A 26,533-nucleotide genomic window follows, 5' to 3' on the forward strand; every position below is an offset into this window, starting at 1 on the left:
GAAGCGCCTGGTTCTGCCGGGTGCTTTTGTTTTTGCCTAATTTGTAGCGCGGACTTTGTAGTCTGCGCCCGCAATATGAGCCAAACGCGGACTACAAGGTCCGCGCTACATTTCGCTACCAGCTATGCAAAAGCTCCTCACTCGCGTTGCCCAGGCCAATACGCTGCTCTGCGTGGGCCTCGACCCCACCGGCTCCGACGAAGACGTGACGCGCCGCCTGCCGCAGGTCATCGCCGAAACCGCGCCCTACGCCGCTGCCTTCAAGCCTAATCTGGCCTTCTTCCTGAGCCGGGGCAACGGCACGCAGCTCTTGCGCCAAGTGGTGGCCGCCGTGCCCGATGGCATCCCGGTTATCCTCGATGGCAAGTTTGGCGACATCGCCAACACGGCCATGCACTACGCGCAGTTTGCCTACGACGTGGTAGGCGTCGATGCCGTGACGGTGAACCCCTACATGGGCGCCGATGCGGTGGTGCCCTTCGCCCGCCCCGGCAAGTTCGTCTTCGCCCTGGCCAAAACCTCGAACCATTCGCCCATTCAGGAGGCGGAGCTAGCCAGCGGCGAGCCCGTGAGCGAGTTCACGGCCAAACTGCTCGCTGACCTCGACGCCACCCACGGCAACATTGGCCTTGTGGCCGGCGCTACCGACGCGGCGGCCCTAGGCCGCCTGCGCCAGTTGTGCCCCACGCAGTGGTTTCTGGTGCCCGGCATAGGCGCGCAAGGCGGCGACTTGGCCTCGGTAATGAAAGCGGGCCTGCTGGCCGACGGCGGCGGGCTGCTGATTAATGCTTCGCGCAGCATCTGGCAAGCCGAGGATTCGGCAGCAGCAGCGCGGGAGCTTATGAACGAGATTAATGAGCACCGCGCAGTAGCTGTTTAATAATTGATTCGCTAAGTCGTCTGTCATGCTGAGCTTGTCGAAGCATCTCTACCGCTTCTTCTGAGCCATTCAACGAAGCGGCAGAGATGCTTCGACAAGCTCAGCATGACAGACGCAAATTTTACTATGACCAACCAACTTACCCCCGACCTCCCCGCCGCTGAAGTCGCTACCATCCTCGAAGCGCAGCTGCGCGAAGAAGGTGCGCTCCTGAACGGGCATTTCAAGCTCTCGTCGGGGCTGCACTCGGATACCTACGTGCAGTGCGCCCGCTTTTTGCGCAAGCCCGACCTGGCCGCGCCCGCGATGGCGGTGCTGGCCCAGCGCCTGCGCGAGGCTGGCCTGGTGCCCGACACGGTGGTAGGCCCCGCGATGGGCGGCGTGGTGGTGAGCTACGAGCTGGCCCGGCAGCTGGGCGTGCCGTCGCTTTTTACCGAGCGCGATGCGAATGGCGAAATGACTCTGCGGCGCGGCTTTACGCTGAGCCCCGGCGAGCGGGTAGTAATTGCCGAAGACGTAGTTACGACTGGCAAAAGCACCCTCGAAGTAGCGCGGGTGTTGAAGGAAATGGGGGTTGAAGTACTCGCAGTGGCCTCTTTAATTGACCGTACGAATGGGAAAGCTGGCCTTCCGTTCCCGAACTTTGCGCTGTTGCCGGTGCAGGCGGCCGTGTTCGCGGCCGATGCGGTGCCGGAACACCTGGCCGGGATTCCGGCCGTGAAGCCGGGCAGTCGGCCCGATGCCAAATAATCCATTACCACCTGTCAACCCTTACCTGGCATACGCTTGCGAAGGACCTTATCACACTCGCAACGTGGTGATTAGTAAATCTGACGGAGGCAGCAGTGATAAGATGCCGCCGCCGTCAGCATGACAAAAGTTAATTTGGAAACCAACCAGCATTCCATCCTCCTCAGTCTCCAACCCGGCCGGCACGACGGCGACGGCCAGCGCGTGGCCGCCGACGCGGCCCGCCACCTAGGCCTAGCCACCGGCCAGGTGCGCAGCGCGGCGCTCTATGCCGTGCGCTACCCCGGTATGAGCGCCGCGCAAGTCGCCGACTTTGCCGCCGCCTGCCTGCAAGACCCCGTGCTGCACACCGCCGCCATCGATGAAGTGGCCGCGCCCGCGGGTTTCAACAGCTACATCCTGGTGGCCAAAGGCCCCGGCGTGACGGACGACGGGGGCACCTCGGCCCAGAATGCGCTCGGCGACTTCCTCAACGAGCCCATCGACACCCGCACCCAGCACATTTTCTCGAAGCGCCTGTACTTTGTGGAGAATGAGTTGCCCGCCACCGACCTTCGTCGGCTAGCCGAAGAGTTGCTGGGCAACAAACTCATCAACCGCTTCGAGGTGGGCGCGGTGGCCGACGGCATCCGCGACTACACGCCGCGCCCCGGCGGCGGGGCCGACGCCCGCACCGAAACCATCGCCCTGGGTGGCCTCAGCGACGAACAGTTGCTGCAACTGAGCAAGGACAACGTGTACGCGCTCAACCTGCCCGAAATGCAGGCCATCCGCGACTACTTCGGCCAGGGCAGCGTGCGCGAGCAGCGCCTCAGCCTAGGGCTGTCCGCCGACCCTACCGACTGCGAAATGGAGATTCTGGCCCAAACCTGGTCGGAGCACTGCAAGCACAAGGAGTTCAGCGCCGTTATCAAGTACAAGAACCTGGAAACGGGCGCGGAGGAAGAGATTGACGGGCTGTTCAAAACCTTCATCAAGGGCGCGACCAGCGAAGTAGACCGCCAGCTGCGGGCCAACGGCAACGACTGGCTCATTAAGGTGTTTTCGGATAACGCCGGCGCGGTGCGGATTAACCCCGAGTCGCTGTTTGTGTGGAAGGTCGAGACGCACAATTCGCCCTCGGCCATCGACCCCTACGGCGGGGCCATCACGGGCATATTGGGCAACAACCGCGACCCGCTAGCCACTGGCATTGGCGGTGCGCGCTTGCTGTTCAATACCAACGTATTGTGCTTTGGCAACCCGGATTACGACGGGGAACTGCTGACTGGCCAGTTGCACCCGCGCCGCATTTTTGAAGGCGTGCGCAAGGGCATCGAGGACGGCGGCAACAAGTCGGGCGTGCCGACCGTGAACGGGGCCATCATCTTCGACGACCGCTACCGCGGCAAGCCGCTCGTGTACTGCGGCACCGGCGCCGTGATGCCGATGCAATTGGACGGGAAAGACAGCTGGGAAAAGGTCATTCTGCCCGGCGACCGCATCATCATGGCCGGCGGCCGGGTGGGCAAGGACGGCATCCACGGCGCGACCTTCAGCAGCATCGAGCTGGATGAAGCCGCGCCCGCCACGGCCGTGCAAATTGGCTCGCCCATCACCCAAAAGCTGGCGATGGACTTCCTCATCCTCGCCACGCGCCGCGGCCTCATCCGGTGCAGCACCGACAACGGGGCGGGCGGCCTCTCGTCGAGCATCGGCGAGCTGGCGCTCATCCCCGGCGGTGCGGTGGTAGAGCTGGAGAAAGTGCCCCTTAAATACCCCGGCCTCAAGCCCTGGGAGATTTTCCTGAGCGAGTCGCAGGAGCGTTTCACCCTAGCCGTGGCTCCCGAAAAAATGGACGAGCTGCTGGCCCTAGGTCGCGAAATGGAGGTAGAATTGACCGATATTGGCTTCTTCAACGCTGAGGGCTACCTCGACGTAAAGTTTGACGACCAGCCGATTGCGGGCCTCTCGCTGGAGTTTTTGCACAACGGCGTGCCGCGCAAAACCCTGCTGGCCGAGTACGTGAAGCCCGCGGCCCAGGAGCCCGCGCTGCCCGCTAGCCTCGATTACAACGACGTGCTGCTCAAGCTGATGGGTTCGCTCAATATCTGCTCGCGCGAGTCGGTGATTCGGCAGTACGACCACGAGGTGAAGGGTCGCACGGTGGTAAAGCCCCTGATGGGCGCCACCGGCCAGGCCCCGCAAGATGCTGCCGTGGTGCGCTTCAATTTCGAGAGCTGGGAAGGCGTGGCCGTGAGCAACGGCATTTTGCCCCGCATGGGCGACCTCGACGCCTACCACATGTCGGCCGGCTCGTTCGACGAGGCCGTGCGGCAGATTATTTCGGTGGGCGGCAAGCTGCCCAACCTCACGCCGGGCGACGGGAATTTCTGGTCGGTAAACGACAATTTCTGCGTGCCCGATTCGGTGTACGACCCCGCCATCAACCCCGACGGCAAGCAGAAGCTCGCCAAGCTGGTGCAGATGTGCCAGGCCCTGCGCGATGCCTGCGCGGCCTACTGCATCCCACTGACTTCGGGCAAGGACTCGATGAAGAACGACTTCAAGGCCGACGGGGTGAAAATCTCGGTACCGCCCACGGTGCTCTACTCGATGACCGCCAAGGTCGAGGACGTGCGCCAAGTCGTGACCTCCGACTTTAAGCAGGCCGACGACGTGATTTATCTGCTCGGTGAAACCTACGATGAGCTAGGCGGCTCGGAGTTCTACCAGCTCTACAACGAGCTGGGTGCCAACGTGCCGCAGGTGCGTTTCGAAGAAGCCAAAGCACTGTACACCCTGGTGGGCGAAGCCAACGCGCAAGGCCTCATCCAGAGCAGCCACGACCTGAGCGACGGCGGCCTCGCCGTAGCGCTGGCCGAGAGCACCTTCGGCCGCGACGGCCTGGGCGCTGACCTTGACCTAGGTAGCCTAGCGGGCGACTTGTCGCCTACGGCGCTGCTGTTCAGCGAGTCGCATTCGCGCTTTGTGGTGAGCATCGCGCCGGAAGACGTGACGGCCTTCGAAGGCATCCTAGGTCAGCGAGCTACGCGCCTGGGCCGCGTAACGGCCGATGGCCAGTTACGCGTGCTGCACGGGACGCAAGAGTTGCTAAACGCTTCGACCTACGACCTGCGCACCGCCTGGACTAACGGCCCCGTAAACCGAACTATTGGCTTGGAGCCCGCCGCGGCCATCCAGCACTAACGAGCAGTGAGCAAGGACCACGTGACAAAACATAACATGGCAGACCTAGCAGACCTAGCCCAGGCCCCCAAAGCCCTCATCCTGACCGGCTTCGGCATCAATTGCGAAGAGGAAATGGCCGCCGCTTACCGCTTAGCGGGCGGTGAGGCCACCATCGTGCACCTCAACGAGGTGCTGCACGGCCGGGTGAGCATCCACGACTTTGATATTCTGAATTTTCCGGGCGGGTTCTCGTTCGGCGACGACCTAGGCTCGGGTGTGGTGCTGGCCAACAAGCTGCGCTACCGCCAGACCGGCGATGCGGGCCGCACGCTGCTCAGCGACATCCGCGAGTTTGTGGCCGCCGGCAAGTTTGTGCTGGGTATCTGCAACGGCTTTCAGGTACTGGTGAAGCTCGGGTTGCTGCCCAACCTAGGTGGCGATTTTCAGCCCGAAGTGACACTGACGCACAACGCCTCGGGCCGCTATGAAAACCGCTGGGTACGCCTCAAGGTGAATGCGCAAACGAAAACGCCTACACCCTTCCTGAGCGAGCTGACTTCCTTTGAAGTGCCTGTGCGCCACGGCGAAGGCCGCTTGGTAGTGCCCGACGCGGCCATCCGCGACCGCATTACCGACCTAGGGCTCAACTGCCTGACCTACGCCGGCCACGACGACCAGGAAACCGGCACCTACCCGCTCAACCCCAACGGCGCCGACCTCAACTGCGCTGGCCTCACCGACCCTACGGGCCACATTTTTGGCCTCATGCCGCACCCCGAGGCCTACCTGGCCGGCTGCAACCATCCCGATTGGGGCTTGAAAAAGCGCCGCGGCGAGCTTCAGGAAGAAGGGGAGGGCCTGGCGATTTTCAAGAACATTGTCACGTACCTCACCCGCCGGACCCAGGAAGCCAGTGCGCCTGCCACCCACGCATAAGTTATTCGGTATGAACACGCTCCCGTATTTCGCTACCCCCCAGCTCCAGCTTTTGCACCGTGGCAAAGTCCGCGACAGCTTTCGCATCGACGACAGCACCCGTCTCATCGTGGTGTCGGACCGCCTCTCGGCCTTTGATTCGGTGCTCGAAACGGCCATCCCGAACAAAGGCGCGGTGCTCAATGGGCTAGCCAACTTCTGGTTTGAGAAAACGGCCCACATCATCCCCAACCACGTGAAGGGCATGGTGGACGCCAACGCCATGCTGGTGAAAGAAGCGCAGCCCATTAAGGTGGAGATGGTGGTGCGCAACTACCTCACCGGCTCGATGCTGCGCGGCTACCAGAGCGGCCAGCGCACGTTCTCGGGCGTGACCGTGCCCGACGGGATGACTAAGCACCAGCAGTTCCCTACCCCCATCGTGACGCCGACCACCAAGGAGGAGTCGGACCGCGAAATCACCCCCGAAAACCTCGTGCGCGAGGGCTGGGTAAGCCAGGAATTGTACGACAAGATGGCCGAAAAGGCGTTGGAGCTGTTCAAGGTCGGCTCCGATTTGCTGGCGGCGCAGGGCATCATTCTGGTTGATACCAAGTACGAATTCGGCCTGCTGGACGGCGAGTTGATTCTGATTGACGAAATCCACACGCCCGATTCGTCGCGCTTCTGGAGCGCCGCCGACTACGCCCGCAACCCCGAGGGCGCCGAGCAGATGGACAAGGAGTATATCCGCCAGTGGCTCATTGCCAATAAGAAGGATGGCGCCTACCCCCGCGCCCTCACCCCCGAGGTGACCCAGGAGGCCGTCAATCGCTACCTCGACATCTACCAGCGCGTTGTGGGCCAGCCCCTAGCCACGGCCGGTGATACCGAGGACGTAACCGAGCGCCTGACCCGCAACCTAGTGAAGGCTGGCTTACTCAAATAGTAATGCGGAAAGCACTGTAAATACGCCCGCTACAATGGAAGCAACGCAAGCTGAAAAGTTGGTAGACAGCTACATTGAAGCCTACAACGGCTTCGACGTGCCCGGCATGCTGGCGTGCCTGCACCCGGCTGTGCAATTCGAGCACTCGACCAACGGCGACGTGACGGTGCGGCTGGACAGCAAGGAGGCCTTTGAAAGCCAGGCTATCCGGGCCGCCGCGTGGTTCGCGGAGCGCACCCAGCGCATCACGGCCTTGCGCTGGCTGGGCGAGCAGGCCGAGGCCGATATCGACTACTTCGCTATCACGGCTACCGACTTGCCCAACGGAATAAAGGCAGGAACTACGCTGCAATTTTCTGGTCGCTCAGTTTTTTCTTTTCGCGACGAGTTAATTGCTTTCATTCAAGATTTTAGCTAAAGAACACTCCCTCGTAACGTGAGCGGCAATTTGAAACAACTCGTCCTCCTCGGCTCCGGTGCCCGCGAGCACGCCCTGGCCACCAAGCTCCGCCAGGATGGCGCGACCGTGCACGTGCTGCCCGGCAACGCCGGCATCCCCGGTAGCGTGGCTGGCATCAGCGCCACCGATTTTCCGGCTATCCAGAATTTCTGCAACGAGCAGAACGTCAAGCTCATCGTGGTGGGGCCGGAAGCGCCGCTGGCGGCCGGCGTAGCCGATTATTTCCTTGATACCGACATCCGCGTGTTTGGCCCGCGCCGGCAGGCGGCCACGCTCGAAAGCTCGAAGGTGTGGAGCAAGGACTTTATGCGCCGCCACGGGGTAGCCACGGCCCGCGCCTGGAGCTACCGCAGCGACCGCCTCGCCGATGCCCAGGCCAAGGTGGAGGAGCTAGCCGGCCAGGTAGTGGTGAAATACGATGGCCTAGCCGCCGGCAAAGGCGTGTACGTATGCAGCTCCGTAGCCGAGGGTAGGGCGGCTCTCACCGAGCTGCGCGAGCTGCACGAAGGCTGGTTCTCGGTGCTGCTCGAAGAAAAATTGACCGGTCCCGAGGTGAGCCTCATCGGCCTCACCGATGGCAACCGCATCCGGCTGCTAGCCCCGGCCCAGGACCACAAGCAGTTGCTGGCGGGCGACGAAGGCCCCAACACGGGCGGCATGGGCGCGTATTGCCCGGTGCCGTTTCTGGATGATAACTGGCTGGCCGCTATTCGTAAAGACATTATTGACCCCACGCTGCGCGGCCTGCAAGCCGAGCCGTTCGACTTCGTAGGCTTTCTCTACTTCGGGGTGATGCTAACCCCTAGCGGGCCGAAGCTGCTCGAGTACAACGTGCGTCTTGGCGACCCCGAGGCGGAAGTGATTCTGCCCGCGCTCGAAACGAGTCTGCTCGACCTCATAACCGCCACGCTCGATGGCACCCTGGCGCAAACGGTGGTGAAGCAGCGGCCCGGCGCCTTCGTGGGCCTGGTGCTAGCCTCGGGCGGCTACCCGGCCGCGCAGTTTCCGACGGGTTTTCCAATTCACGGCATTGGTAATCAGGGTGAGGACACGCAGGTGTTTGTGGGGGGCGTGAAAGCGGGCGACCAACCTGGTGAGCTGCTTACCAATGGCGGCCGGGTGGCGGTGCTCGTGGCGCACGGGCCCGACCTACCCACCGCCGTGCAGCTAGCCTACGCCGAAGTGGAGCTGGTTTATTTTCAAGATAAATACGTGCGCCCCGACATTGGCCAGCGCCCCACGCCGCAGCTCGAAACGAGCGCTTATTAACGGATGCACAAGCCCCTCGCCCGCCTCGCGATTCTGCTTTCCGGCCGCGGCTCCAATATGCTGGCGCTGGCCGAGGCGGTGCGCGCGGGCGTATTGCATGGGCTAGCCGAAGTGGCCGTGGTATTTAGCAACGACCCGGCGGCGCTGGGCCTCGATGCCGCCGCCGCGCTGGGCCTGCCCACGGCTAGCCTGCCTTCCAAAGGCCGCAAGCGCGAAAGTTTTGATTTGGAAGTCGTTGATATTCTGCGAGAATATCGACCCAATTACGTGGTGCTAGCGGGCTACATGCGGGTGCTGTCGCCGGCCTTCGTGCGGGCGTTTGCGGGGCGCATCATCAATATTCACCCCGCCGATACGCACCAGCACCAAGGCCTGCACGCCTACGAATGGGCGTTTGATAACCGTCTGTCCGAAACCAAGATAACCGTGCATTTAGTTGACGAAGGCCTCGACACCGGACCCATTCTAGCTCAAGAGGTTGTAAATTTGATAGGGGCCGATACCCTGGCCGAAGTGCAGCGCCGGGGCCTGGCCGTGGAGCATACCTTATACGCCGAAACCTTGGCAAACCTTATTACGGGGGCTGCTATCCCCACCCTTCCAACTCATAATTCATAATTTCTAACTCATAATTAACTGATTATGTGTGGTATTGTAGGTTTTCACGGCCCCGAGCGTGTGGTGGGCGATATGATTATCGGCCTCACTGCCCTGCAGCACCGCGGGCAGGATGCCGCCGGCATTGCCACCTTCGACGGCGATACTTTTCACCTGCACAAGGGCCAGGGACTGGTAAATGACGTGTTTAAGCCCAAGCATATCAAGAAGCTGACGGGCAATACCGGCATCGGGCACGTGCGCTACACCACGCAGGGCGCCAACGACTCGGACCTGGCGCAGCCGTTCACCACGAGCTATCCGTTTGGGCTAGCCATGGTGCACAACGGCAACGTCATCAACTTCCGCGACGTGGCCAAGCTGCTGCACGAGAAGTACCACGTGCTGCCCAAGACGACCAACGACCTGGAGCTTATCATGTACACCTTCGCCTCGGAGCTGCGGGTGAAGGACCTGGACCGGATTTCGGTGGTCGATATCTTCGACGCAGTGGAAACGACCCAGGAGCTAGTGAAGGGTGCCTACGCCACCGTTACCATCATTGCCGGGCACGGCCTGCTGGCTTTCACCGACCCGCTGGGCATCCGGCCGCTGGTGATGGGCCGCCGCGATACGCCCGAAGGCCCGGTGTATGCCTTCGCGTCGGAAAGTACCTGCTTTGATTACCTCGACTTTGAATTTGTCGAGAACGTGGGGCCGGGCCAAGCCATTTTTATCGACAACGACTACAAGGTTCACTATAAAAACCAGCAGGCGCTGCCCAAGGCCTTCTGCGTGTTCGAACAGATTTACTTCGCCCGCGAAGACTCGACCATCCACGGCCGCCTGGTGGCCCGCGAGCGCGTGCGCCTCGGCAAAATCATTGCCCGCAAGGTGGTTGATGCCGGCCTCAAGCCCGATATGGTGATTGACGTGCCGTCGTCGGGCTACTTTTCGGCGTCGGGGCTAGCCGAGGCCATCGGCGTGCCCTACCGCCGGGCGCTGGTGAAAAATAACCACATGGGCCGCTCGTTTATCGTGCCCACCCAGGCCGGCCGCGAAGACGTGGTGAAGAAAAAACTAAACCCCATCCGCGCTTTCGTGGAAGGCAAAAAGGTAGCGGTGGTAGACGATAGCATCGTGCGCGGCACCACGTCGCGGCGTATTGTGCGCTTGTTGCGCGAGGCGGGGGCTAGCGAGGTGTACTTTATTTCGAGCGCGCCGCCCATCGTATCACCCTGCATCTACGGCATCGACATGGCCATGAGCACCGAGCTGATTGCGGCCAACTACACGGAGGAGGAAATCTGCCACTATATTGAGGCTGACAAGGTTATTTATCAGGATTTGAGCGACTTGCAGGACTTGTTTGCCGAGGAGCGCGGCCATGGCGGCTCGTGCTTCGCGTGCTTCACCGGCAAGTACCCGACCGGCGATGTGACGCGCTACCTGCGCCACATCCAGGAGGAGCGCCAGAGCCACCGAAGCGAGAAAAAGGGCGAGTCGGTGAGTGCCAAGGCCCCCGCGCCGACCGAGCACTAGTGCTGTGCATACAAAAAAGAACGTCATGCTGAGCTTGTCGAAGCATCTCTGCCACGCCGCTAGGGTTGCTAAGCCAATGGCGCGGGAGAGATGCTTCGACAAGCTCAGCATGACGTTCTTGTAAGTTCTTCTAAGTATCTCGTTTGTATCTCGTTTATACACTTTATGAACAACGCCCAAACCCCCGACGCCGGCTACTCCATCGACCTCGGCAACGCCGCCTCGAAAAACGCCTATAACTGGTCGAAAAAGACGTTTGCTACCCGCGCCGGTCTGCCCGGCGAGCCCGCCCGCGACCTCGACGGCGGCTTTAGCAACGAAATCCGCTTCGGCCAGGAGCGCCTGGGCATCAGCTCGGATGGCATCGGGACCAAAATCGAGCTGGGCGAGCGCCTCGACAAGTACGACACGCTAGGCTACGACCTGGTGGCCATGACCGCCGACGACCTCATCGCCGCCGGCTTCGTGCCCACCAATCTCTCGAACATCATCGACGTGAATACCCTCGACTACGACGTGGTGGACGAGATGATGCGCGGCCTGCACGACGCCTGCCAGTTCTCGAAAATCGCCATCACCGGCGGCGAAATTGCCGAGTTGGGCAACCGCATCAGCGGTTTCCCCGGCGCCCGCATGAATTTCAACTGGTGCTCGACGGCCATCGGCGTGCTGCACCCCAGCCTAACCCAGCCCCTGAGCGGCGCCACCGCCCAGGCCGGCGATGCCGTGATGGCCCTGCGCTCGCCCTCGTTCCGCTCCAACGGCTACTCGCTGGCCCGCAAGACCTTGCAGCGCCTCTTCGGCGACAACTGGCATACCCAGCCCTACGACGGCACCGATGCCGACCAGTACGCCACCTGGGGCGAGGCCCTGCTCGCGCCCTCGCTCATCTACGCGCCCGCCCTCACGGCAGTGCTCGACGCCGGCCTGCCCCTGCGCGGCGCGGCCCACATCACGGGCGGCGGCGTGGCCGACAACTTCAAGCGGGTACTCAAAAATGGCCTTGGCGCGGTGCTCGACAACCTCTTCGCGCCCCTGCCCGCCATGCAGCGCCTCTGCGAAATCGGCGGCATCAGCCCCGAAACCGCCTACCTCTACTGGAATATGGGCAACGGCATGCTGCTCGTAGTAGCCCCCGAAGCCGCCGAAGCCACCGCGCAGCAGCTCGCCCAAAGCGGCTACCAGGCCCAGCTAGCCGGCTACCTCACCGCCGAAGCCGGCGTAACGCTGCGCGTTGCGGCGGGGGAGTTGAAGTACTAGGGCTTAACGGCTCGCGGATACCAGCCACTTAAACAGCCGCCATACGCAGTGCTGTCAGGGTAGTCCATGTAAAAGTTTTTAATACTGACAGAGTCATGGGCCTTGTTAGAGAGTGCCCATTCTTGGGTTTCTATTCGGCAGTCACCTACCATTAAAGCCGCTTCATAATTATAGCCAGCTCGCAGTCGAATTCGATAATGTCCTGTTCGGGGCATTGTATTGTCGGTAACTGATTCGGTAATGCCGCCATTTAGTTTGTGGCTGAATACTACTCTAAAATCACGCATTAGAAAAGTGTCAGCGCCAGTCTTTCCATAGTATACCCGCCCCTTTACCACTACTGTATGCGGCTTATCGATAAAAGTTAAGTATGAATCTGGTGGTGGGACCACACCCGCTCGTTGGCAAGAAACAACACCTAGTGTCGTCAACCCTATGGTTGCTATGGCTACTGTAGATATTCGGAAAGCGTACATGATAATAATTGGCTCCTACAAGCAATAAGACTAACTTATTGCTTGTAGGAGCTTTGCTCATGTGTAAAAGCAGCCTACGCCGGCCGCACCGGCCGCTTCGCCAGCATGAGCTGCGTGCGAAACTCGTATAAACACTTCTACGGCCGTAGCCGCTCATCAAATGTGATTGGAACTGTAGAAACTACTCGCACCTGCGGCATCAAGGGGTGTTGTGGGTTGAGCAGTATGTTGCGGCTAGGTGAACTGGGAAGCACCACAGAGGGCACGGAGAAACCGACATAAAGATTTCCGGGTTGCAGGCGAGGCAGCAGGAAGTGGGCTAATTCTGTGGGGGCGGGTTGCTGTTGCCAATCGGGTGGCAGGTCGGTTTCGGCTATTGCTTCGATGGCTGCATCGGGCACGGAGATGGTAATCAGCACGAAAGGCGGCAGGTCGCTGAATGGCGTGCCATCGAGATGCACCAGTACTTCGAGTAGCGCTAGCTCGGGCGAAGTGGAGGTATACACCAGCGGTACACCGTCGGGATTCCAGCGGCCGCCGTATAAGCGGGCACCTTCGCCGCTGAGGGCGGCAGCGGCAAAGCGTTGCGTTTGAATGCGGTAAACGTGCTGCGGCATCAAGCAGAATAGATTCGACTCAAAAGTAGGGGGGCGTTTTCAGCAAGTTGTTAGATGCTGCTAGCTGGCTAGCTATACACCCCATAGGCTATGCGCCCCAGCAATTGGTCTACTACCCGAAAGCCGGTTACCGTATCCAGCAGCTGCAAAGGCGACTGCTGTTGTAGCAGGGGCAACGGCCGGCGCAGCCAGCGGTTAAATTTCCCTTGGTCTTCGAATACCTCTACCCCGTGATTGGTCAGGGCTTGTAACAGTAGCAGTCGCTCGGCCTGGGCTTTGGTAAAGGCCAGCGTTTTCTCGGAGGGTTTGGCACTGAGCTGCCGGGCAAAAGTTCGCTCGGCCGTTGCCAGAACCAGCGCTAGTTCGTGCAGCGTCATACCCAGCTTAGCCGCCAGTTGCCGTGCGTGCTGCTGCCCAGCCTCCAACGACCATCCGGTACGTACCTGTTCTACAAAGCGCACGCCGGTAGCGGTGGCCACGGGTATCGACGTGACTGTATCGCGTGCTGCCGGGGTAGCCGCAATGCGGTTGTCTGGCTGTGAGCCAGCATGGCCGCCTATTGATGCAGAAGTGCCGCCGATATGATGCATAGTTTTTGCCAATTAGCGCTAAGGTAGCTGCCAATTGGCAATATAACGCTGGCTAACAGAGGATAGTTTACGCCGGCCGCACCGGCCGCTTCTCCAGCATCAGCTGAGTGCGGAACTCGTGCAGCCCCTGCTCCAGGCCCACCGGGTACACGTGCGGGTTGAGGTAGCGGCGGATGCTGGCGTCGAGGCTAGCCACCTGCTGGCGGGCGTGGGCGCGGCTTTCGGCCAGGGTGGGCAGGGGCTGCACGAGGCGGCCCTGGCGCAGCACGGGGGCTAGCAGGTCCACGTAGGGCGCGCCGGGGCGCACGGGGCGGCGGCGGGTGGCATCGGCAGGGTCGAGGAGGATGGGGGCGGCGGGCAGCGGCTGGGCGGCGGCCACGTTGTAAATCATGTCGGCGCGGGGCTGGCTGGCCTCGCCCAGGTAGCGGCGCACCTGCAAGATGCCGGGGATGCTGGTTTTGGCCTGCTGCTCGGAGAGCTTAATGGTGAAGTCCCAGCCCTGGCCCTCGGCGGTGCGCAGGGCGGCTAGCTTGTACACCCCCCGAGAGCCGCCTGGTTGTAGGCCGTCACGAGCTGGGTGCCCACGCCCCAGGTGTCGATGCGAGCGCCCTGCTGCCGGAGGCTGGTGATGAGGTTTTCTTCTAAGTCGTTGCTAGCCACGATGCGCACCTTTTCCAGGCCGGCCGCGTCGAGTAGCTTACGCGCCTCTTTGGAGAGGTAGGCCAGGTCGCCCGAGTCGAGGCGGATACCGCCCAACTCGTGGCCGTTCTGGCGCATTTCGAGGGCTACTTCGATGGCGTGGCGCACGCCGTCGAGGGTGTCGTAGGTATCGACCAGAAACACCGAGTCGTTGGGGAAGGCGTCGGCGTAGGCGCGGAAGGCTTCTTTCTCATTGGCAAAGGTCATGACCCAGCTGTGGGCGTGGGTGCCGCGCACCGGAATGCCGAAGCGCTGGCCGGCCAGCACGTTGCTGGTGGCATCGGCCCCGCCGAGGTAGGCCGCCCGGCTAGCCCCTAGCCCGCCATCGGGCCCCTGGGCGCGGCGCAGGCCAAACTCCAGCACGGCGTCGTCGGGGCCGGCGGCGTCGCGCACGCGGGCCGCCTTGGTGGCGATAAGGGTTTGGAAATTGACGAGCGTAAGCAGCGCCGTTTCGACTAGCTGAGCTTGCAGCAGCGGGCCCTGCACGCGCACTAGTGGCTCATTGCCAAAGACGACCGTGCCCTCGGCCACGGCATCCACGTCGCAGGTGAATTTTAAATTCTTTAGGTAGGCCAGAAACTCATCGGGGAAAAGCCGGCTGCCCTTGTTGCCTTGCAGGCTAGCCAGGTAAGTAATATCTTTATCCGAAAAGCGCAGCGTTTCGAGGTAATCGACGGCCAGCGCCAGGCCCGCCGCTACCGCGTAGCCCCCATTAAAAGGAGCTTTGCGGAAGTAGAGGTGAAACACCGCTTCGCGCTCGTGCAGGCCCTGCTTCCAGTAGCCGTAGGCCATGGTGAGCTGGTAGAGGTCGGTGAGCAGGGCTAGCGAGGGCCGGTAGAGGCCGGAAAGGGGCGCGTCGTTCATGGGACAAAGCAAGGCTAAAAATTGCAAGTGAAGGCCCGGCCCGGCCCCCGGCTACACCCAAGCCTCATCTGGCCACCACGCCCCGCGCCTTACCTTGGCTCCGTGAATACACCTTCTGAACCGCGGGCGCTGTTGCATCGGGTAGGCCACCTGCCAGCGTCGGGCCGCCTGCTCGTTGCCTTATTAATGGGTGCCATCGCGTGGTGGTTGACGCCCCTGCACTACCAGCCACTGGCTCGCCTGCTGATTGGCTGGGATTCGTTCGGTCTCATTTCGCTGGCACTCATCTGGATTGGGATGTACACGGCCGATGCCGACCGCATCCGGGCCGTTGCGGCGGCCGAGGACCTGAGCCGCGCCGTGAGCTTCGTCTTTGTGCTGGTAGCTGCCAGTGCCAGCTTGCTGGCGGTAGTCGTGTTGCTGAGTACCAGCCACGGCCTGGGTCCTGCCGCAATGGCTAGGCATATTGCCTTAAGCATCCTGGCGGTAGGGACGGCTTGGCTGCTGGTGCACACCGTGTTTACGCTGCGCTACGCGCACATTTACTACGATGCCAACCCCGACGGCTCCGACGTGGGGGGGCTGGTATTTCCGGGCAATGACCAGCTGGAGCCCGACTACCTCGACATGGCCTACTTTTCGTTCGTAGTCGGCATGACTGCCCAAACCGCTGACATCAGCATTAGTGGCCGGGAGATACGCCGGCTGGCGCTGCTGCACGGTCTGATTTCGTTTGGCTTCAATACGGCCCTGATAGCCTTGGTTATCAGCGGAGTAGGCGGTGTACTTTAAGGTTTGTTAGCAGTGGGGAGAGGCTCACCAGCTTAAAACAGGCTGCCCTGCACCTGTTGCGGAACGAGCCGCGGCGGCGCCACCACAATGCCGGTCAATTCCTGCATCCGGGTTAAAAAATGCTGTGCCCAGATGGGTGCGTGACGCACATCCTTCTGGTGAATAAAGACATACGCCGTGTGCAGGCCCTGCGCGTACCACCCGGCCAGGCGCTCGGCCCAGGCGTCGGCGCGGGCGTAGTCGCTGGGCACCAGGCCGTGGCCGTTGAGGCGGATAAAGGCCGTGGGAGTAGTGAGGCGCTGGGCCAGCACGTCGCGCCGACCCGCCACGTCCGTGATTACCAACGTCTTATTCAGCGCTTCGAGCGTAGCGAAAATGGTGTCGGCTAGCCCCTTATCTGAAAACCAGCGCGGGTGGCGCAACTCCACCGCCAGCGGCACTGCGGCGGGCCAGTCGAGCAGAAAGCGCTCTAGCCGCAGCAGCAGCTCGGGGCCGAAGTGCGGCGGCAGCTGCAAAAAGCAGGTGCCCAGGTTGTCGCCCAACTCCTGCACGGCGCGGGTAAAGCTGAGCGCGAGCGCGTCGGTATTGTACAGCTCGCGCTCGTGGCTGATGCTGCGCGGCAGCTTGGGACAAAACTTGAAGCCCGGCCCCACGGCCTCGCGCCAGCGCCGCCCGGTGGGCGCGTCGGGAATGCGGTAGTGGGTGGTATTTAGCTCGATGGAGTTGAACTGCTGGGCGTAGTATTTCAGAAAGTCCGGCTCCTTGGCCCCCAGCGGGAAGTACGAGCCCAGCCACTCTTTATTGGTCCAGATGGGGCAGCCCACGAACAAACCAGGCGAAGCCGGGGGCTGGGCGCGGCTAAGCACCTGGCTGGTAGCCGGGTGGTCGGGGGGCAGGCGAAAATCAACGTAGCGCAGGTCGGGCAGGCGGCCAAAATCCATGCGGCAAAGGTACGGCTTTGGGGGCGGCTCACAGGCGCGGGAAGCTACAATAGAATTAGTAATGATGCAAACTCACTCCGGGGTTAAACTAAAGCTTTAAGCCAAAATTTTACACCCGTCGGATAATCGTATTTTCTGCCTTGTATTATGAAAGTACAAAAACTTCCCATAAGCTGCCTTAACTAAACACAATTGCTACTTATAGCGGCCGGCAATGCACTAGTTAAATGCAAGATTTATAAGTAAAATGCAAATTTATGTTCGGGGCAGTGCTTTTAGTAAAAGTGAAATGTCGGTTTTAGCAAGGTTCGGCCTACATTCGGCTAGTTCACCATCCACTAAAGCGCATGCCGCTTACGCGACTACCTTCTTTTCTCACCGCTTTTCTGCTTTACTGCCTTTTGGGGCTAGTGATGGGGCTAGGGCTGGTATCGCCGGCCGCCGCCCGTCCCACCCGCGTTAACCGGGTGCACAAGCTGCACCACAGGCACTTACGGCGCCGCATCCACATTTCCCGGATGCTGCCGACTATCATCCCGACGGCCCGCGAGGGCTACACTACGGTGCTGCGTGGCCGTGCTTCGTGGTATGGGCGCCGCTTTCAGGGCCGCCGCACTACCAGCGGTGAGCGCTTCAACCGCCACGAGTTTACCTGCGCCCACAAGACGCTGCCCTTCGGCACCCGCCTGCGGGTTACGAACCTAACTACCGGCGCTACGGTGGTAGTGCGCGTCACCGACCGCGGCCCATTTCGCCACCAGCGTATTATTGACCTAGCCGAGGTAGCCGCCCGCCCGCTGGGCATCGTCGAGGCCGGCGCTGCCACCGTAGTGGCCGAGGTAGTAGACAGCAGCACACCGCTCGGCCTGGCTGCTACTCCCGAAAATCTGGCTGTTCTTCGTGCCAGCGACCCCAACCCGGAGGCCCCCTTTACGGCCTACCTGCTGCCCGAGGTGCCCGCGGCCAGCGCAGCCCTAGCCACTGCGCCGCCCAGCCCGGCCGCTACCGAGAAGGCCGCTGCCCCGCGCTTCGTAGTGCAGGCCGGCACGTTTATCGATGCGCAGCACGCCCAGGCGATGCAGGCCCGCATCCTGACCATCGACCCGGCCCTGGCCGCCGACGTTGTGACTGTGATGGTAGAAGGCCGCGTGCTCAATCGCGTAGTGGTGAGCCAGCTTGAGAGCTGGCTAGCCGCCGAAACCGTGCGCCGAAACCTGCAGCTATGGGGCATCGCGGGGCTGGTAACTCAGCTTCCCGCCAGCCAGGCGCTAGCCAGTGCTGAAAAACCGGCCCTGGCCGTGGCGGAGACGCTCAAATAGCTAGCCTGCCTCACTCTACTCACCAACAAAAGCGGCGCCTCTGCGAAGAGGCGCCGCTTTTGTTGGTGTGAGCGTACTTAACTATTCGTCCGCAGCGCGCTTGATAACCACAATGGCTACGATGGCCAGGGCAGCCACGCTCAGCACCAGCTGCGTAGAAGAGAAATTTTTAGAGGCCTTGCGCAGCAGCGTGCCGCCGTTTTTGAGCAGGTCGTCCATGTGCTCAGTTTTGCCCTGAAACACATTTACGGCCGCCTCGAACGTGCGGGCAATGTCTTCGGGCATTATTTTTTCGATTTGTTGAAGCTGGTCAGCCATGAGAAAAGCAGGTTGGGGTGAATTGGCAGCGAAGGCTAGCGAGCCGGCCTTCGGGGAGCTTCTACGCAAAAGCCTGGCTAGCGTTCCTGCGCAGCTTACTTTCGGGCGGCTTTTATTCGGCCACCACCAGCACCAGCGAGCTGCTGCGGTCGCCCTCGCGCACTACGCAGTGGTAGGCGCCGGGGCTAGCCCAGCCACCACCAGCGGCACGCGCTGCACGCCGGTGCCCAGCCAGCGCCCATCGACGGGCCGGCTCACCTCGCGCCCCAGCCCGTCGAAGAGGCTGACCTGCACGGCCGCGCCCTGACTCTCAAACAGCGCCGTGGCCAGCGTGCTGGCCGGATTGGGATAGAGACTGAAGCCCGGCACCGGCGCGGCGCCGGGCACGGTGGCCAGGGCCGTTTGCTTGATAACGGGCACGTAGGGAAAAGCTTGGCCAAAAAGCTGATTAAGCGTAGCTTGTGGCACCTGAAACCAGTCTTTAAGAATGCTCGTGTACACGCTGCGGAAGTCAACCTGCATGGTCACGTTGTCGTTCACGCTGGCATTAGCGGGCAGCTTGGGGTTGGGGCCATGCACCAGCGGGTTGGCCTGCGACCCGAATACCAGCAGTGGGGCCGCCGCGCCGTGGTCGGTGCCGTAGCCCGAATTGGCCTTGATGCGCCGGCCAAATTCCGAGAACGTCATCCCAATCACCCGGTCCTGCACCCCTAGCCGCCGCAGGTCGTCCTGAAAGGCATTGATGCCATTGGCCAGCTTGCCCAGCAGCGTGGCGTGGGCGCCGGTGGTGGTGCCGCCCGTAGTAGGCACTTGGTTGGAGTGCAGGTCGAAGCCGCCGAGCTGACACACGTAGATGCGCGTTTGCAGGCCACCGGCCACGAGCTGAGCCACTATTTTGAGCTGGTCGGCCAAGGCGTTCTGGCCGGCGGGGGGGTAGAGGGGCGACAGATTCTTGGCCTTGCCGGCCGCCGTTTGAATGGCCGTGGTGTATACCTGCGTCTGGCTCACCACCTGCCGGATGAACGTGAGCTCGTGCCCGGCCTGAGTGGCCGGCGCGGCATCTACCCCGCCGCTCAGCAGCTGATAAAAGCTGGAGGTACTGGAAATGGCCATGCCCATGTTTACTACCGGTCCCTGAACGCAGTTGCTCACCACCGACCCGATGCTCACGGCCAGCGGGTCGGGATTGGCGGCGCTGGGGTAGCCGGTGGGGTAGCCCGGAAACTCGCCGTCGAGGTAGCGCCCACCCCAGCCGGTCGTCCACACCACGTCGGAGCTGGAGCCGGACGTCCAGATATCGGTGGCCCGAAAGTGCGAAAAGTTGGGGTTAGGATAGCCTACGCTCTGCACCACCCCTAGCTGGCCGTTCTGGAATAGCTGCTGGGCCGTGGCCATGGCCGGGTGCATGCCGGTAGCCGTGGTGAGGGGCAGCACCTGGCTTTGGGGCAGCATGATGTTGGGCCGCGCCGCCGCCAGGGCGGCGTACTGGTCCACGGGAATAATCATATTAAGCCCGTCATTACCACCTTGTAGCTGCACGATGACTAATACTTTATCGGTAGCCGTGGCCGCGTTGGTGAGCGCCGCCAGCTCGGGCGAGTAGCCGTAGGCCCCGATGGGAAAGCCACTGAGCAGGGCCACGCCCGTAGTGGCGGCGGCGGAAGTCTGGAGAAAGGCGCGGCGTTTCATAAGGGAAGCTGACAAATAAGAAGTTGTCATATGCGAGCGCAGCGAAGCAATCGCACTAGAACGAGTCGTTCGGGTATCGTTGGGGTGCGATTGCTTCGCTGCGCTCGCAATGACAGGCCAGCGCGGACTAGCTCAGCTGGTACTCGGCTAGCCCCGCCAGCGCGCGGGCCATCGCCGAAAGCTTGGTAGCCACTGCGTTGCGCTTGGCCACGACAGAGGGCGTGGCCTGAAACTGGTTCCACTCGGCCGTCCACTCAAAGTCGGGCAGGCCGGGGATGAGCGCATTTTTGAGGAATGCTAGCTGGTTGGCCGTAAGGTCAATGGGCACCATAAGCTGCGCAAACTCGGCAATGACGAGGTTGGGGTCCTGGGCCGTAGCGGGGGCAGGGCCTGCACCCAAGCCACCAGGTCGGCCTTGAGCGTGAAGCCGTTGCGGGCGTACCCGGTGAGGCCCAGAAAGAGGTCGGTAGTCTGGTTGCGGCGGGGCAGTGTCACGGCATTTATCCACAGCTCGTGGTATTGCGGCGTCTGGTAGTAGGCTGCCCAGCCGGCCACGTTGGGCGGGTCGCCGAGGGTTTGCTGCTGCACGTAGGCCAGCGAGTAGAGGTAGTCCCACATACCATACTCCGCCACCGGCGAGCTAGCCGGTGGCAAGGCCAGCTCAAACTGCCGGCACACGCCGATGGTAAAATCCAGCGGGCTTTTAATCAGGCAGCCCACGTTGGCCGCGTCAAAAAAGTGCTCCGAACCCAGCAGCGCCCGCAGCACCGGCGCCACCTCAAAGTTGCTGCTCACCAGCAGGCTAGCCAGGGGCTGAATAATGTCGCTTTCAATTTGGGCATCAATCACGTAGTACACAAACCAGCGGTAGAGCTTGCGCACCAGAAACGCCGCCGTAGCCGACTGCCGGAAAATCAGGTCCAGCAAATCCTGGTACTCGCTAGCCCCGTTGGGGGCAAGCTTGGCGTTGCCGAAGGCGGCCGAAAACTGCTTGGGGCTGGTGTCGTGGCGGCTGGCCGTGAAGTAGCCCGCCACCGTGGCCGGGTCGTCGCGCCAGCCGGTTAGCACCTTGGCGGCGGCCTGCACGTCGGCCTCGGTGTAGGTGGTGTAGTTGCCGGCCCCGACGAGCGGCCCCTTGCCCAGCGTAAACAGTTCCAGCAGCTCGCGGCCGTAATTCTCATTGGGCGCGCTGGCCGTGCTGGCATTGCCATTGAGGTAGCGCAGCATAGCCGGGTTTATGGTCATGTCCTTCGCCAGCTGCCGCACATTACCGAGCGCGTACTGGCGCAGCAGCCGCACGTATTCGTAGCCATACTGCGCGCTGTTGATGGTACTAAACTCCACCACGAAGTGGTTGTGCCAGAACAGCGTCATTTTCTCACTCAGCGATACGCCCTGCCCCAGCTGCTGCCCTAGCCACCAGTCGCGCAGCGAGGTGCGGCGCGCGCCTTCCAGCGTCTGGTCGAACGCCTGGCCCACCCAGGGCTGGCCGATGGGCACGGTCGGGTCGGCCGTGCTCACGTTCACGGGTGGGCTGGGTGCGGCGGGGGCAGTCAGCAACTCATCGAGCACCACCGCGAGTGAGGAGCCAGCCGCCGCCTGAATCTCGCCGCGCGTGGGGCCAAACAAGCTGCGCCGCAGCAGGTGGGCCGCCTGCGCCGTGCCCCAGGGCCCGGTGTAGGGCGCCAGCGTCGAGGCCGTGGCGCTGAGGCGCATCGGCAGCACTTTGTTGGCAAAGGGACTAACCTTCTCAGGTGGGTCGCCGGGGCCGCTGGCGGGGGCTAGCGCCGCGGGGGCCCTCCCTAGGGCTCGGCCAGAAAAAGTCTTGGGCTGGAGTAAAGCTCGGCGGTTCATAGTCGGCAGCAAGACGATTGCCTCGTAAAGATGTCGTCTTTTCTACAAAGTTTAATGACTGACAGACAATTTTTTACCCCCTCATCTATTCGTCATTTTTTTGGGGGCTATGGCACTAGCTTGGAAGGCTAGCCGGGAGCTGCCAGCCGCGTCCTAGCCAGCGCCATACCGCCCGCTGCCACCCCGGCAGCGCCCGAAACTGAGCCTTGCCCTCGGCCAGCGCGGGCACGTCGAGGCGGGCGGCGCGGGCCTGCCACCCGGCTAGGGTTAGGCTTGGCTGCGGCGCAAAAAGCCGGGCTAGCACCGGTCTGATTTCCTTTAAATTCCAATAGTGGTATACCCACGGTGCCGCCTCGCGCACCGGCCCCGCGCGCGCCCACACCACGCTGAAGGCTAGCTGCTCCATCACGTGCTTGGGGTAGAGACGGTAAAGCTGCTCGGTGAGGGCCAGCACCTCGGCCAGCAGCGGCGCATCGGGGCTGCGCAGGCCCAGCACGCCGGCATTATACATGCGGGTGTCGGGGCCGATGGTGCCGCGCGCCAGCGCCGGCCCGCCGCTGGCCTGCTGCAAGGCCCGGTTTATCTTGCGATTCAAGGGGTTGCCATCGCCCAGGCGGCCTTCCGCCACGTGCATGAAGCGCTCGCCCTGGGCCAGCGCGGCAAAAATGGCGGCCGGCGACTGCGTGAAAATAGTATCGGTATCGACGTACAGCAGCTGGCCCGCGTAGTGCGCCGCCGCGTGCTGCAATACCTTGATTTTAACCCGGTGCACGAAGTCAATTTCGCCGCGCCAGGCCCGCCATTGCATCGGCTCGATAAACACGTAGGCGACGCCAGCCACTTCGCCCAGCACGGCCTGGAAGTGCGCTGGGTTATCGGTATACACCAGCACGGTGGCGCCGACTGGTTGCCGCAGGTAGGAAAGAATGCTCAGCAGTGCCTCGTTGAGAATGTCGGCGCTGCCGTAGGCCTGGTAGATAAGGTAATTGCCCATGCCCGGCAAAGGTCGGGGCGAAAACCCACCCGCGCCCTGGCGCGGTTTCAGCCAGTAGCGCGGGCTTTCAGCCCGCGAATGAGGTGCCCGGCATCTTCGCGGATGAAAAATCCGCGCCGCTCACCACAAAAAAAGCCCCGCCAAACGGCAGGGCTTTTCGAGCTTTTCGCAGCAGGCAGGTTAGTCTTGTTCGTACACTTTAACTACAAAGACGAAGTCTTGCAGGCGCTTCACTTGCTGGGCACGGCCCGCGCCGGCTAGCTGGTTGGCGCGCGGCATGTGGTAGGGCTGGCTGTTTTGCTTGTTTCTTAGCGAATCGACGAGGCGCACCAGGTAAGACGACTTCGTAGCGAAAGCTGCGCTCTGTACATCGTCCTGGCGGCCGCTGAGCACGCCAATGAGGTTGCCCTGGCCATCGAGGATGGGCCCACCCGAGTTGCCGGGGTTCACCGGAATGCTCACTTGGTAGAACGCCGTATCACCGTTAAAGCCTGAGCGAGCGCTCAACGCGCCTTCGCCGTACACTATGTCTTCGCGCGGGTAGCCAAGCGTGTATACCCGCTCGCCGAGGTCAGCCTGCCCCCCCTTAAAGGTGTAGGGTAAGCGGCCGAAGTTGGTAAACTTCCGGTCTTTGATGCGCAGAATAGCGAGGTCGTGCTTCACGTCGGAGTATACCGTTTCGGCGTGGTAGCGCTGATGGTCGCGGCTCTCAATTAGCAAAGAATCAGCGCCTTTAATAACGTGGGCGCTGGTCACTAAGTAGCCGTCAGCGGTGAGGGCGAAGCCCGTGCCGCTGAACTTGCTGTCGCGTACTGGAAGCGCTATTTCCCCGCTAGCCTGCCCGTCAATCTGCTTTTTAATAGCGCGTTGGCCCTGCTTGAGGCGGTCGATTTCGCGCACCAGCATGGTGTAGCCAGCCATCGAGTGCCCGGTTTGGGCCGAGCGCCATAAATCGAGCCCTAGCAGCGTGCAGAACACCGCCAGCACGGCCACCGAGGCGGCCACGCCCACCGTGGCGCGGTGCCCGCTCCAGAACTCGCGCAGCCGGCGCTCGGTGCGCGAAATGCGCAGGATGGGGTGCACGGGTTGCGTGAGGCCGGCCGCCGTTTCGACTACCGGGGTAGCCTCAGCGGTCAGCATGGCCTCGTGCAGGGCGCTGATTTTGTGGCGCGTGCGGCGGCGCTCGCCGTAGGCGTGCAGCGTGCCCGTGAGGTCCAGAAACTCCGTGTAGAGCTGCTGCAACCGGGGCTCGGCGCTGAGCCGGGCTTCGAGGCTAGCCCGCGCGCCGGCCGCCAGCTCACCGCGCTGGTAAGTTTCAAATAAGGCGTAGTAGTCGGCTTCGGTTTGCATCTTGATTTTGTCCTCCCGTCTGTCGCGCTTCGCAAGGCAGATAAAGAGAACGGGTTAAACTTCTTTATAACTAGCAAAAAACAACTTCTTTAGGCGCGTTAAGCACTTGTATTTCTGGGTTTTGGCGGTGTCGGCGTTGGTGTAGCCGTGCTCCGCCGTGAGGTCGAGCATCGATTTGTCGAGCAGGTAAAAGCCTTCGAGCAGCGAGCGGCAAGGCTCGCCCAGGTGGGTGAGCGCCTCGCTCATGGTGGCAAAGCGCCGGTCGCGCTCCTCGGCTTCCTGCAAGTCATCCTCGGCCCCCGTGTTGAGGTAGGGGCCGTACTCTTCCTCATCGAGCAGGCGCACCCCGTGCAGCCGGCTTTTGGTGGTGAGGCGCTTGAGCCACAGGCGGCGGCACACGGCGTAGAGGTAGGTTTTAATCTGGCAGCTAAGCTCCAGCGAGCCTTCGCGCACCTTTTCGTAAAACACCATCACGCCCTCCTGGTACACGTCGCGGGCATCGTCTTCCGAGCCGCTGTTTTGCAGCACGAAGTGCGATACCATCGGCCAGTGCAAGCGGTAGAGCTGGCTCAGGGCCCGCTCGTCGCCACCGTGAATGGCTTTGATGAGTTGGGCATCGGCTGCCAGCGCCGTTGTGCTATCCATGTTCATTCGCTTCGGGTCTTAATGCTGGCTAACGGGCATTAGTAACCCATGAAAAACTTTTTAAAATTTTTTTGCAACCGGCGGGTTACCTCTCCGTAGCGGCGGCATTAAGGGCAGCTTTTTCGCTAATCCCTTTCCAAATTTACCCCAAGATGAACAACCTGCTGAAAGTATCTGCCCTGTTCCTGGCTGTTGGCCTGGCTTCGTGCGAGTCGAAATCGACCACTGAGTCGACCACCACTACGCCCGCTACCACCGAGTCGACCACTGCTACCACTAGCACGGACTCGACGGCTACCACCACGGCTCCTGCAGCTGATGCTACTGCTGCTCCGGCTGCTGGCGCTGCCACGACTGGCACCACCACCACTACGACTGAAGAAGTTAAGAAGTAATTACGGCTGGGCCTGGCCCAGCGTAGTTTCTGCTAAAAAGGCCCGCGCAGCAATGTGCGGGCCTTTTTTTATAAGCAGGAATTTACAATGAAGCAGCATCGCTGTGGTTATTCTTCGTTCCTCAGTCTAAATAAAGGAAAGTAAAGCCGCCGCAATGCCCGGCCAGGGCTGGTGTAAGTCGAGCGTGACGATGCGCACCGGGTGGCCGCCCAGCGCGTAGCGCACATCTACCGCGGCCGTGGCGGCGGGGTAGAGCAAAATGCCTTCGAGCGCCTGGCCGGGCGCCGGCCGTAGGTTTTGGAGGTAGGCGTAGAGCTGATAAAGGTGCGGCGCGATGAGCCGCTGCTGGTCGTAGCGCGGGCGCAGCGCGGCGGCGTAGTACTTGGTATCGAGAATAATTTTGCGGCGAGGGCTTTCCAGCGTAGTGTCGGTGAGCATAGTCGGCAGCAGGGCCAGGTCGGGCGCGTGCGGGGCCTCGGCCTGCCAGGCAATGGTTTCGGTAAATACGCGGTACTGGCGCTGCTCGCGGCGGTAAAAATTGCGCACCGCCTGCTCAAAGAGCCGCGCCATCAGTCCCTCATCGCGCCGGAAATCGGCGAAGCGCCCCCGGCTGCCCTCGGCCGGCGCGGGCAGCGACGTTTCATAAATCAGCTCGCAGATGTGCAGCAGAAAAGCCTCGGCCGAGGCTAGCCGCTGGCGGCGCAAGGTGGCAAAAGCCAGCGCGGCCGGGGCTAGCGGCTGCACGCTGGCGGGCAGCCGGCGGCGCAGCTGGCCCACCTGGCGGCGCAGGGCTAGCGGCAGACCGGGGTGCGGGGCCAGGGCGGCCAGGGTGCCGGCCAGCAGCTGGTGCAGCGGCTGGTCGGGGCTTAGCTCGTCGAAGCTGCACACGGCCCGGCCCTGGGGCAGCAGGCCGCGGGCTAGGGTAGGGGTTAGCGCGATGCGGCCGCGCAGCTGGTTGGTTTCCTGCTCATTATGGATAAAGGCTAGCGGCAGGCCGGTGCGTAGCAGTTGGCCGGCGGCGTGCAGCAGCATCTGGGTCAGCAGCTCGAGCGGGCGGTGGAAGGGCGCCGCCTCGGTGGCTTGCAGCACGGCCGGCTCGGGCAGGCGCTGCCAGGCGTAGCATAGCAGGTAGTAGAGCGTGGCGAGCGGAATCAAGTGAAAAATTTGTTATTTAAGTGCTATATATCAAATAGTTAC

26 protein-coding genes are annotated in these 26,533 nt (G+C 62.1%); 13 read left to right on the forward strand and 13 right to left on the reverse strand.

The window, feature by feature from the left end:
* The first annotated feature begins 124 nt into the window (after positions 1 to 124).
* The 10 genes from pyrF (at position 125) to GKZ68_RS17700 (ending at position 11,793) form a co-directional block, all read left to right on the forward strand.
* Positions 125 to 880, forward strand: a complete 756-nt coding sequence (pyrF, locus tag GKZ68_RS17655; protein ID WP_173117099.1) for an orotidine-5'-phosphate decarboxylase — start codon at positions 125 to 127, stop codon at positions 878 to 880.
* A gap of 126 nt (positions 881 to 1,006) precedes the next feature.
* A complete protein-coding gene (gene pyrE / locus GKZ68_RS17660) occupies positions 1,007 to 1,630 on the forward strand; it encodes an orotate phosphoribosyltransferase (protein WP_173117101.1) in 624 nt (207 codons plus the stop codon).
* Between the two features lie 120 nt (positions 1,631 to 1,750).
* On the forward strand, positions 1,751 to 4,819 hold the full coding sequence (locus GKZ68_RS17665) for an AIR synthase-related protein (protein WP_173117103.1): 3,069 nt from the start codon (positions 1,751 to 1,753) through the stop codon (positions 4,817 to 4,819).
* Between the two features lie 36 nt (positions 4,820 to 4,855).
* Complete coding sequence (locus tag GKZ68_RS17670; RefSeq protein ID WP_173117105.1) at positions 4,856 to 5,737, forward strand: phosphoribosylformylglycinamidine synthase subunit PurQ; 882 nt, start codon at positions 4,856 to 4,858, stop codon at positions 5,735 to 5,737.
* 10 nt (positions 5,738 to 5,747) lie between these two features.
* Positions 5,748 to 6,665, forward strand: coding sequence for a phosphoribosylaminoimidazolesuccinocarboxamide synthase (locus tag GKZ68_RS17675; RefSeq protein ID WP_173117107.1), 918 nt, complete (start codon positions 5,748 to 5,750; stop codon positions 6,663 to 6,665).
* Positions 6,666 to 6,699: 34 nt separating this feature from the next.
* Positions 6,700 to 7,083: a nuclear transport factor 2 family protein gene (locus tag GKZ68_RS17680; RefSeq protein WP_173117109.1), complete on the forward strand. Its 384-nt coding sequence runs from the start codon at positions 6,700 to 6,702 to the stop codon at positions 7,081 to 7,083.
* Positions 7,084 to 7,113: 30 nt separating this feature from the next.
* Positions 7,114 to 8,394 carry a phosphoribosylamine--glycine ligase gene (gene purD, locus GKZ68_RS17685; RefSeq protein ID WP_173117111.1) on the forward strand — a complete coding sequence of 427 codons (1,281 nt, stop codon included), beginning with the start codon at positions 7,114 to 7,116 and terminating at the stop codon, positions 8,392 to 8,394.
* Positions 8,395 to 8,397: 3 nt separating this feature from the next.
* Positions 8,398 to 9,012, forward strand: a complete 615-nt coding sequence (gene purN, locus GKZ68_RS17690) for a phosphoribosylglycinamide formyltransferase (RefSeq protein WP_173117113.1) — start codon at positions 8,398 to 8,400, stop codon at positions 9,010 to 9,012.
* Positions 9,013 to 9,036: 24 nt separating this feature from the next.
* Positions 9,037 to 10,533, forward strand: a complete 1,497-nt coding sequence (gene purF / locus GKZ68_RS17695; RefSeq protein ID WP_173117115.1) for an amidophosphoribosyltransferase — start codon at positions 9,037 to 9,039, stop codon at positions 10,531 to 10,533.
* Positions 10,534 to 10,698: 165 nt separating this feature from the next.
* Positions 10,699 to 11,793: an AIR synthase-related protein gene (locus tag GKZ68_RS17700; RefSeq protein ID WP_173117117.1), complete on the forward strand. Its 1,095-nt coding sequence runs from the start codon at positions 10,699 to 10,701 to the stop codon at positions 11,791 to 11,793.
* A gap of 613 nt (positions 11,794 to 12,406) precedes the next feature.
* Here GKZ68_RS17700 and GKZ68_RS17705 read toward each other — a convergent pair.
* From GKZ68_RS17705 to GKZ68_RS17715, 4 genes are all read right to left on the reverse strand, one after another.
* A complete protein-coding gene (locus GKZ68_RS17705; RefSeq protein ID WP_173117119.1) occupies positions 12,407 to 12,886 on the reverse strand; it encodes an RES family NAD+ phosphorylase in 480 nt (159 codons plus the stop codon).
* A 68-nt stretch (positions 12,887 to 12,954) separates the two neighbouring features.
* A complete protein-coding gene (locus GKZ68_RS17710) occupies positions 12,955 to 13,365 on the reverse strand; it encodes an antitoxin Xre/MbcA/ParS toxin-binding domain-containing protein (RefSeq protein ID WP_254244057.1) in 411 nt (136 codons plus the stop codon).
* Positions 13,366 to 13,543: 178 nt separating this feature from the next.
* Positions 13,544 to 14,014: a hypothetical protein gene (locus tag GKZ68_RS22785; protein ID WP_367949176.1), complete on the reverse strand. Its 471-nt coding sequence runs from the start codon at positions 14,012 to 14,014 to the stop codon at positions 13,544 to 13,546.
* Positions 14,002 to 15,039 (reverse strand): nicotinate phosphoribosyltransferase, encoded by a 1,038-nt coding sequence (locus GKZ68_RS17715; protein ID WP_367949177.1) that lies wholly within the window; start codon positions 15,037 to 15,039, stop codon positions 14,002 to 14,004. Before GKZ68_RS17715 ends, GKZ68_RS22785 begins: the two co-directional genes overlap by 13 nt.
* Before the next feature lie 102 nt (positions 15,040 to 15,141).
* Between GKZ68_RS17715 and GKZ68_RS17720 the strand changes: the two genes are divergently transcribed.
* The gene (locus tag GKZ68_RS17720) at positions 15,142 to 15,831 is read left to right on the forward strand and encodes a DUF1345 domain-containing protein (protein WP_173117123.1); all 690 of its coding nucleotides are present in this window, start codon (positions 15,142 to 15,144) and stop codon (positions 15,829 to 15,831) included.
* A gap of 32 nt (positions 15,832 to 15,863) precedes the next feature.
* Here GKZ68_RS17720 and GKZ68_RS17725 read toward each other — a convergent pair whose 3' ends face one another.
* Entirely contained in the window at positions 15,864 to 16,772 is a 909-nt protein-coding gene (locus GKZ68_RS17725; RefSeq protein ID WP_173117125.1) for a DUF72 domain-containing protein, read from the reverse strand.
* 410 nt (positions 16,773 to 17,182) lie between these two features.
* Between GKZ68_RS17725 and GKZ68_RS17730 the strand changes: the two genes are divergently transcribed.
* Positions 17,183 to 18,091, forward strand: coding sequence for a septal ring lytic transglycosylase RlpA family protein (locus tag GKZ68_RS17730; RefSeq protein ID WP_254244291.1), 909 nt, complete (start codon positions 17,183 to 17,185; stop codon positions 18,089 to 18,091).
* Between the two features lie 81 nt (positions 18,092 to 18,172).
* Here GKZ68_RS17730 and GKZ68_RS17735 read toward each other — a convergent pair whose 3' ends face one another.
* From GKZ68_RS17735 to GKZ68_RS17765, 7 genes are all read right to left on the reverse strand, one after another.
* Positions 18,173 to 18,409, reverse strand: coding sequence for a hypothetical protein (locus GKZ68_RS17735; protein WP_173117127.1), 237 nt, complete (start codon positions 18,407 to 18,409; stop codon positions 18,173 to 18,175).
* 162 nt (positions 18,410 to 18,571) lie between these two features.
* Positions 18,572 to 20,098: a DUF1501 domain-containing protein gene (locus GKZ68_RS17740; protein ID WP_173117129.1), complete on the reverse strand. Its 1,527-nt coding sequence runs from the start codon at positions 20,096 to 20,098 to the stop codon at positions 18,572 to 18,574.
* A gap of 127 nt (positions 20,099 to 20,225) precedes the next feature.
* Positions 20,226 to 20,429 (reverse strand): hypothetical protein, encoded by a 204-nt coding sequence (locus tag GKZ68_RS17745; RefSeq protein ID WP_173117131.1) that lies wholly within the window; start codon positions 20,427 to 20,429, stop codon positions 20,226 to 20,228.
* The gene (locus tag GKZ68_RS17750) at positions 20,396 to 21,952 is read right to left on the reverse strand and encodes a DUF1800 family protein (protein ID WP_173117133.1); all 1,557 of its coding nucleotides are present in this window, start codon (positions 21,950 to 21,952) and stop codon (positions 20,396 to 20,398) included. Before GKZ68_RS17750 ends, GKZ68_RS17745 begins: the two co-directional genes overlap by 34 nt.
* A gap of 115 nt (positions 21,953 to 22,067) precedes the next feature.
* A complete protein-coding gene (locus GKZ68_RS17755; RefSeq protein ID WP_173117135.1) occupies positions 22,068 to 22,946 on the reverse strand; it encodes a hypothetical protein in 879 nt (292 codons plus the stop codon).
* Between the two features lie 180 nt (positions 22,947 to 23,126).
* On the reverse strand, positions 23,127 to 24,296 hold the full coding sequence (locus GKZ68_RS17760; protein WP_173117137.1) for a S1C family serine protease: 1,170 nt from the start codon (positions 24,294 to 24,296) through the stop codon (positions 23,127 to 23,129).
* A gap of 54 nt (positions 24,297 to 24,350) precedes the next feature.
* Positions 24,351 to 24,941 carry an RNA polymerase sigma factor gene (locus GKZ68_RS17765; RefSeq protein WP_173117139.1) on the reverse strand — a complete coding sequence of 197 codons (591 nt, stop codon included), beginning with the start codon at positions 24,939 to 24,941 and terminating at the stop codon, positions 24,351 to 24,353.
* 152 nt (positions 24,942 to 25,093) lie between these two features.
* Between GKZ68_RS17765 and GKZ68_RS17770 the strand changes: the two genes are divergently transcribed.
* Positions 25,094 to 25,336, forward strand: coding sequence for a hypothetical protein (locus GKZ68_RS17770; protein WP_173117141.1), 243 nt, complete (start codon positions 25,094 to 25,096; stop codon positions 25,334 to 25,336).
* 126 nt (positions 25,337 to 25,462) lie between these two features.
* Here GKZ68_RS17770 and GKZ68_RS17775 read toward each other — a convergent pair whose 3' ends face one another.
* Positions 25,463 to 26,491, reverse strand: coding sequence for a hypothetical protein (locus GKZ68_RS17775; RefSeq protein ID WP_173117143.1), 1,029 nt, complete (start codon positions 26,489 to 26,491; stop codon positions 25,463 to 25,465).
* Positions 26,492 to 26,533: the final 42 nt, after the last annotated feature.

The organism is Hymenobacter sp. BRD128, from assembly GCF_013256625.1.
GTDB lineage: Bacteria > Bacteroidota > Bacteroidia > Cytophagales > Hymenobacteraceae > Hymenobacter.

Coding starts and splice junctions, on each gene's coding strand:
- GKZ68_RS17750 (WP_173117133.1), bottom strand. CDS start 21,952: ATGAACCGCCGAGCTTTACTCCAGCCCAAGACTTTTTCTGGCCGAGCC.
- pyrE (WP_173117101.1), top strand. CDS start 1,007: ATGACCAACCAACTTACCCCCGACCTCCCCGCCGCTGAAGTCGCTACC.
- GKZ68_RS17760 (WP_173117137.1), bottom strand. CDS start 24,296: ATGCAAACCGAAGCCGACTACTACGCCTTATTTGAAACTTACCAGCGC.
- GKZ68_RS17680 (WP_173117109.1), top strand. CDS start 6,700: ATGGAAGCAACGCAAGCTGAAAAGTTGGTAGACAGCTACATTGAAGCC.
- purN (WP_173117113.1), top strand. CDS start 8,398: ATGCACAAGCCCCTCGCCCGCCTCGCGATTCTGCTTTCCGGCCGCGGC.
- GKZ68_RS17755 (WP_173117135.1), bottom strand. CDS start 22,946: ATGGGCAATTACCTTATCTACCAGGCCTACGGCAGCGCCGACATTCTC.
- GKZ68_RS17665 (WP_173117103.1), top strand. CDS start 1,751: ATGACAAAAGTTAATTTGGAAACCAACCAGCATTCCATCCTCCTCAGT.
- GKZ68_RS17735 (WP_173117127.1), bottom strand. CDS start 18,409: ATGGCTGACCAGCTTCAACAAATCGAAAAAATAATGCCCGAAGACATT.
- GKZ68_RS17675 (WP_173117107.1), top strand. CDS start 5,748: ATGAACACGCTCCCGTATTTCGCTACCCCCCAGCTCCAGCTTTTGCAC.
- GKZ68_RS17700 (WP_173117117.1), top strand. CDS start 10,699: ATGAACAACGCCCAAACCCCCGACGCCGGCTACTCCATCGACCTCGGC.
- GKZ68_RS17770 (WP_173117141.1), top strand. CDS start 25,094: ATGAACAACCTGCTGAAAGTATCTGCCCTGTTCCTGGCTGTTGGCCTG.
- pyrF (WP_173117099.1), top strand. CDS start 125: ATGCAAAAGCTCCTCACTCGCGTTGCCCAGGCCAATACGCTGCTCTGC.
- GKZ68_RS17705 (WP_173117119.1), bottom strand. CDS start 12,886: ATGCCGCAGCACGTTTACCGCATTCAAACGCAACGCTTTGCCGCTGCC.
- GKZ68_RS17765 (WP_173117139.1), bottom strand. CDS start 24,941: ATGGATAGCACAACGGCGCTGGCAGCCGATGCCCAACTCATCAAAGCC.
- GKZ68_RS17725 (WP_173117125.1), bottom strand. CDS start 16,772: ATGGATTTTGGCCGCCTGCCCGACCTGCGCTACGTTGATTTTCGCCTG.
- GKZ68_RS17740 (WP_173117129.1), bottom strand. CDS start 20,098: ATGAAACGCCGCGCCTTTCTCCAGACTTCCGCCGCCGCCACTACGGGC.
- GKZ68_RS17715 (WP_367949177.1), bottom strand. CDS start 15,039: ATGAACGACGCGCCCCTTTCCGGCCTCTACCGGCCCTCGCTAGCCCTG.
- purF (WP_173117115.1), top strand. CDS start 9,037: ATGTGTGGTATTGTAGGTTTTCACGGCCCCGAGCGTGTGGTGGGCGAT.
- GKZ68_RS17745 (WP_173117131.1), bottom strand. CDS start 20,429: ATGGTGCCCATTGACCTTACGGCCAACCAGCTAGCATTCCTCAAAAAT.
- GKZ68_RS17670 (WP_173117105.1), top strand. CDS start 4,856: ATGGCAGACCTAGCAGACCTAGCCCAGGCCCCCAAAGCCCTCATCCTG.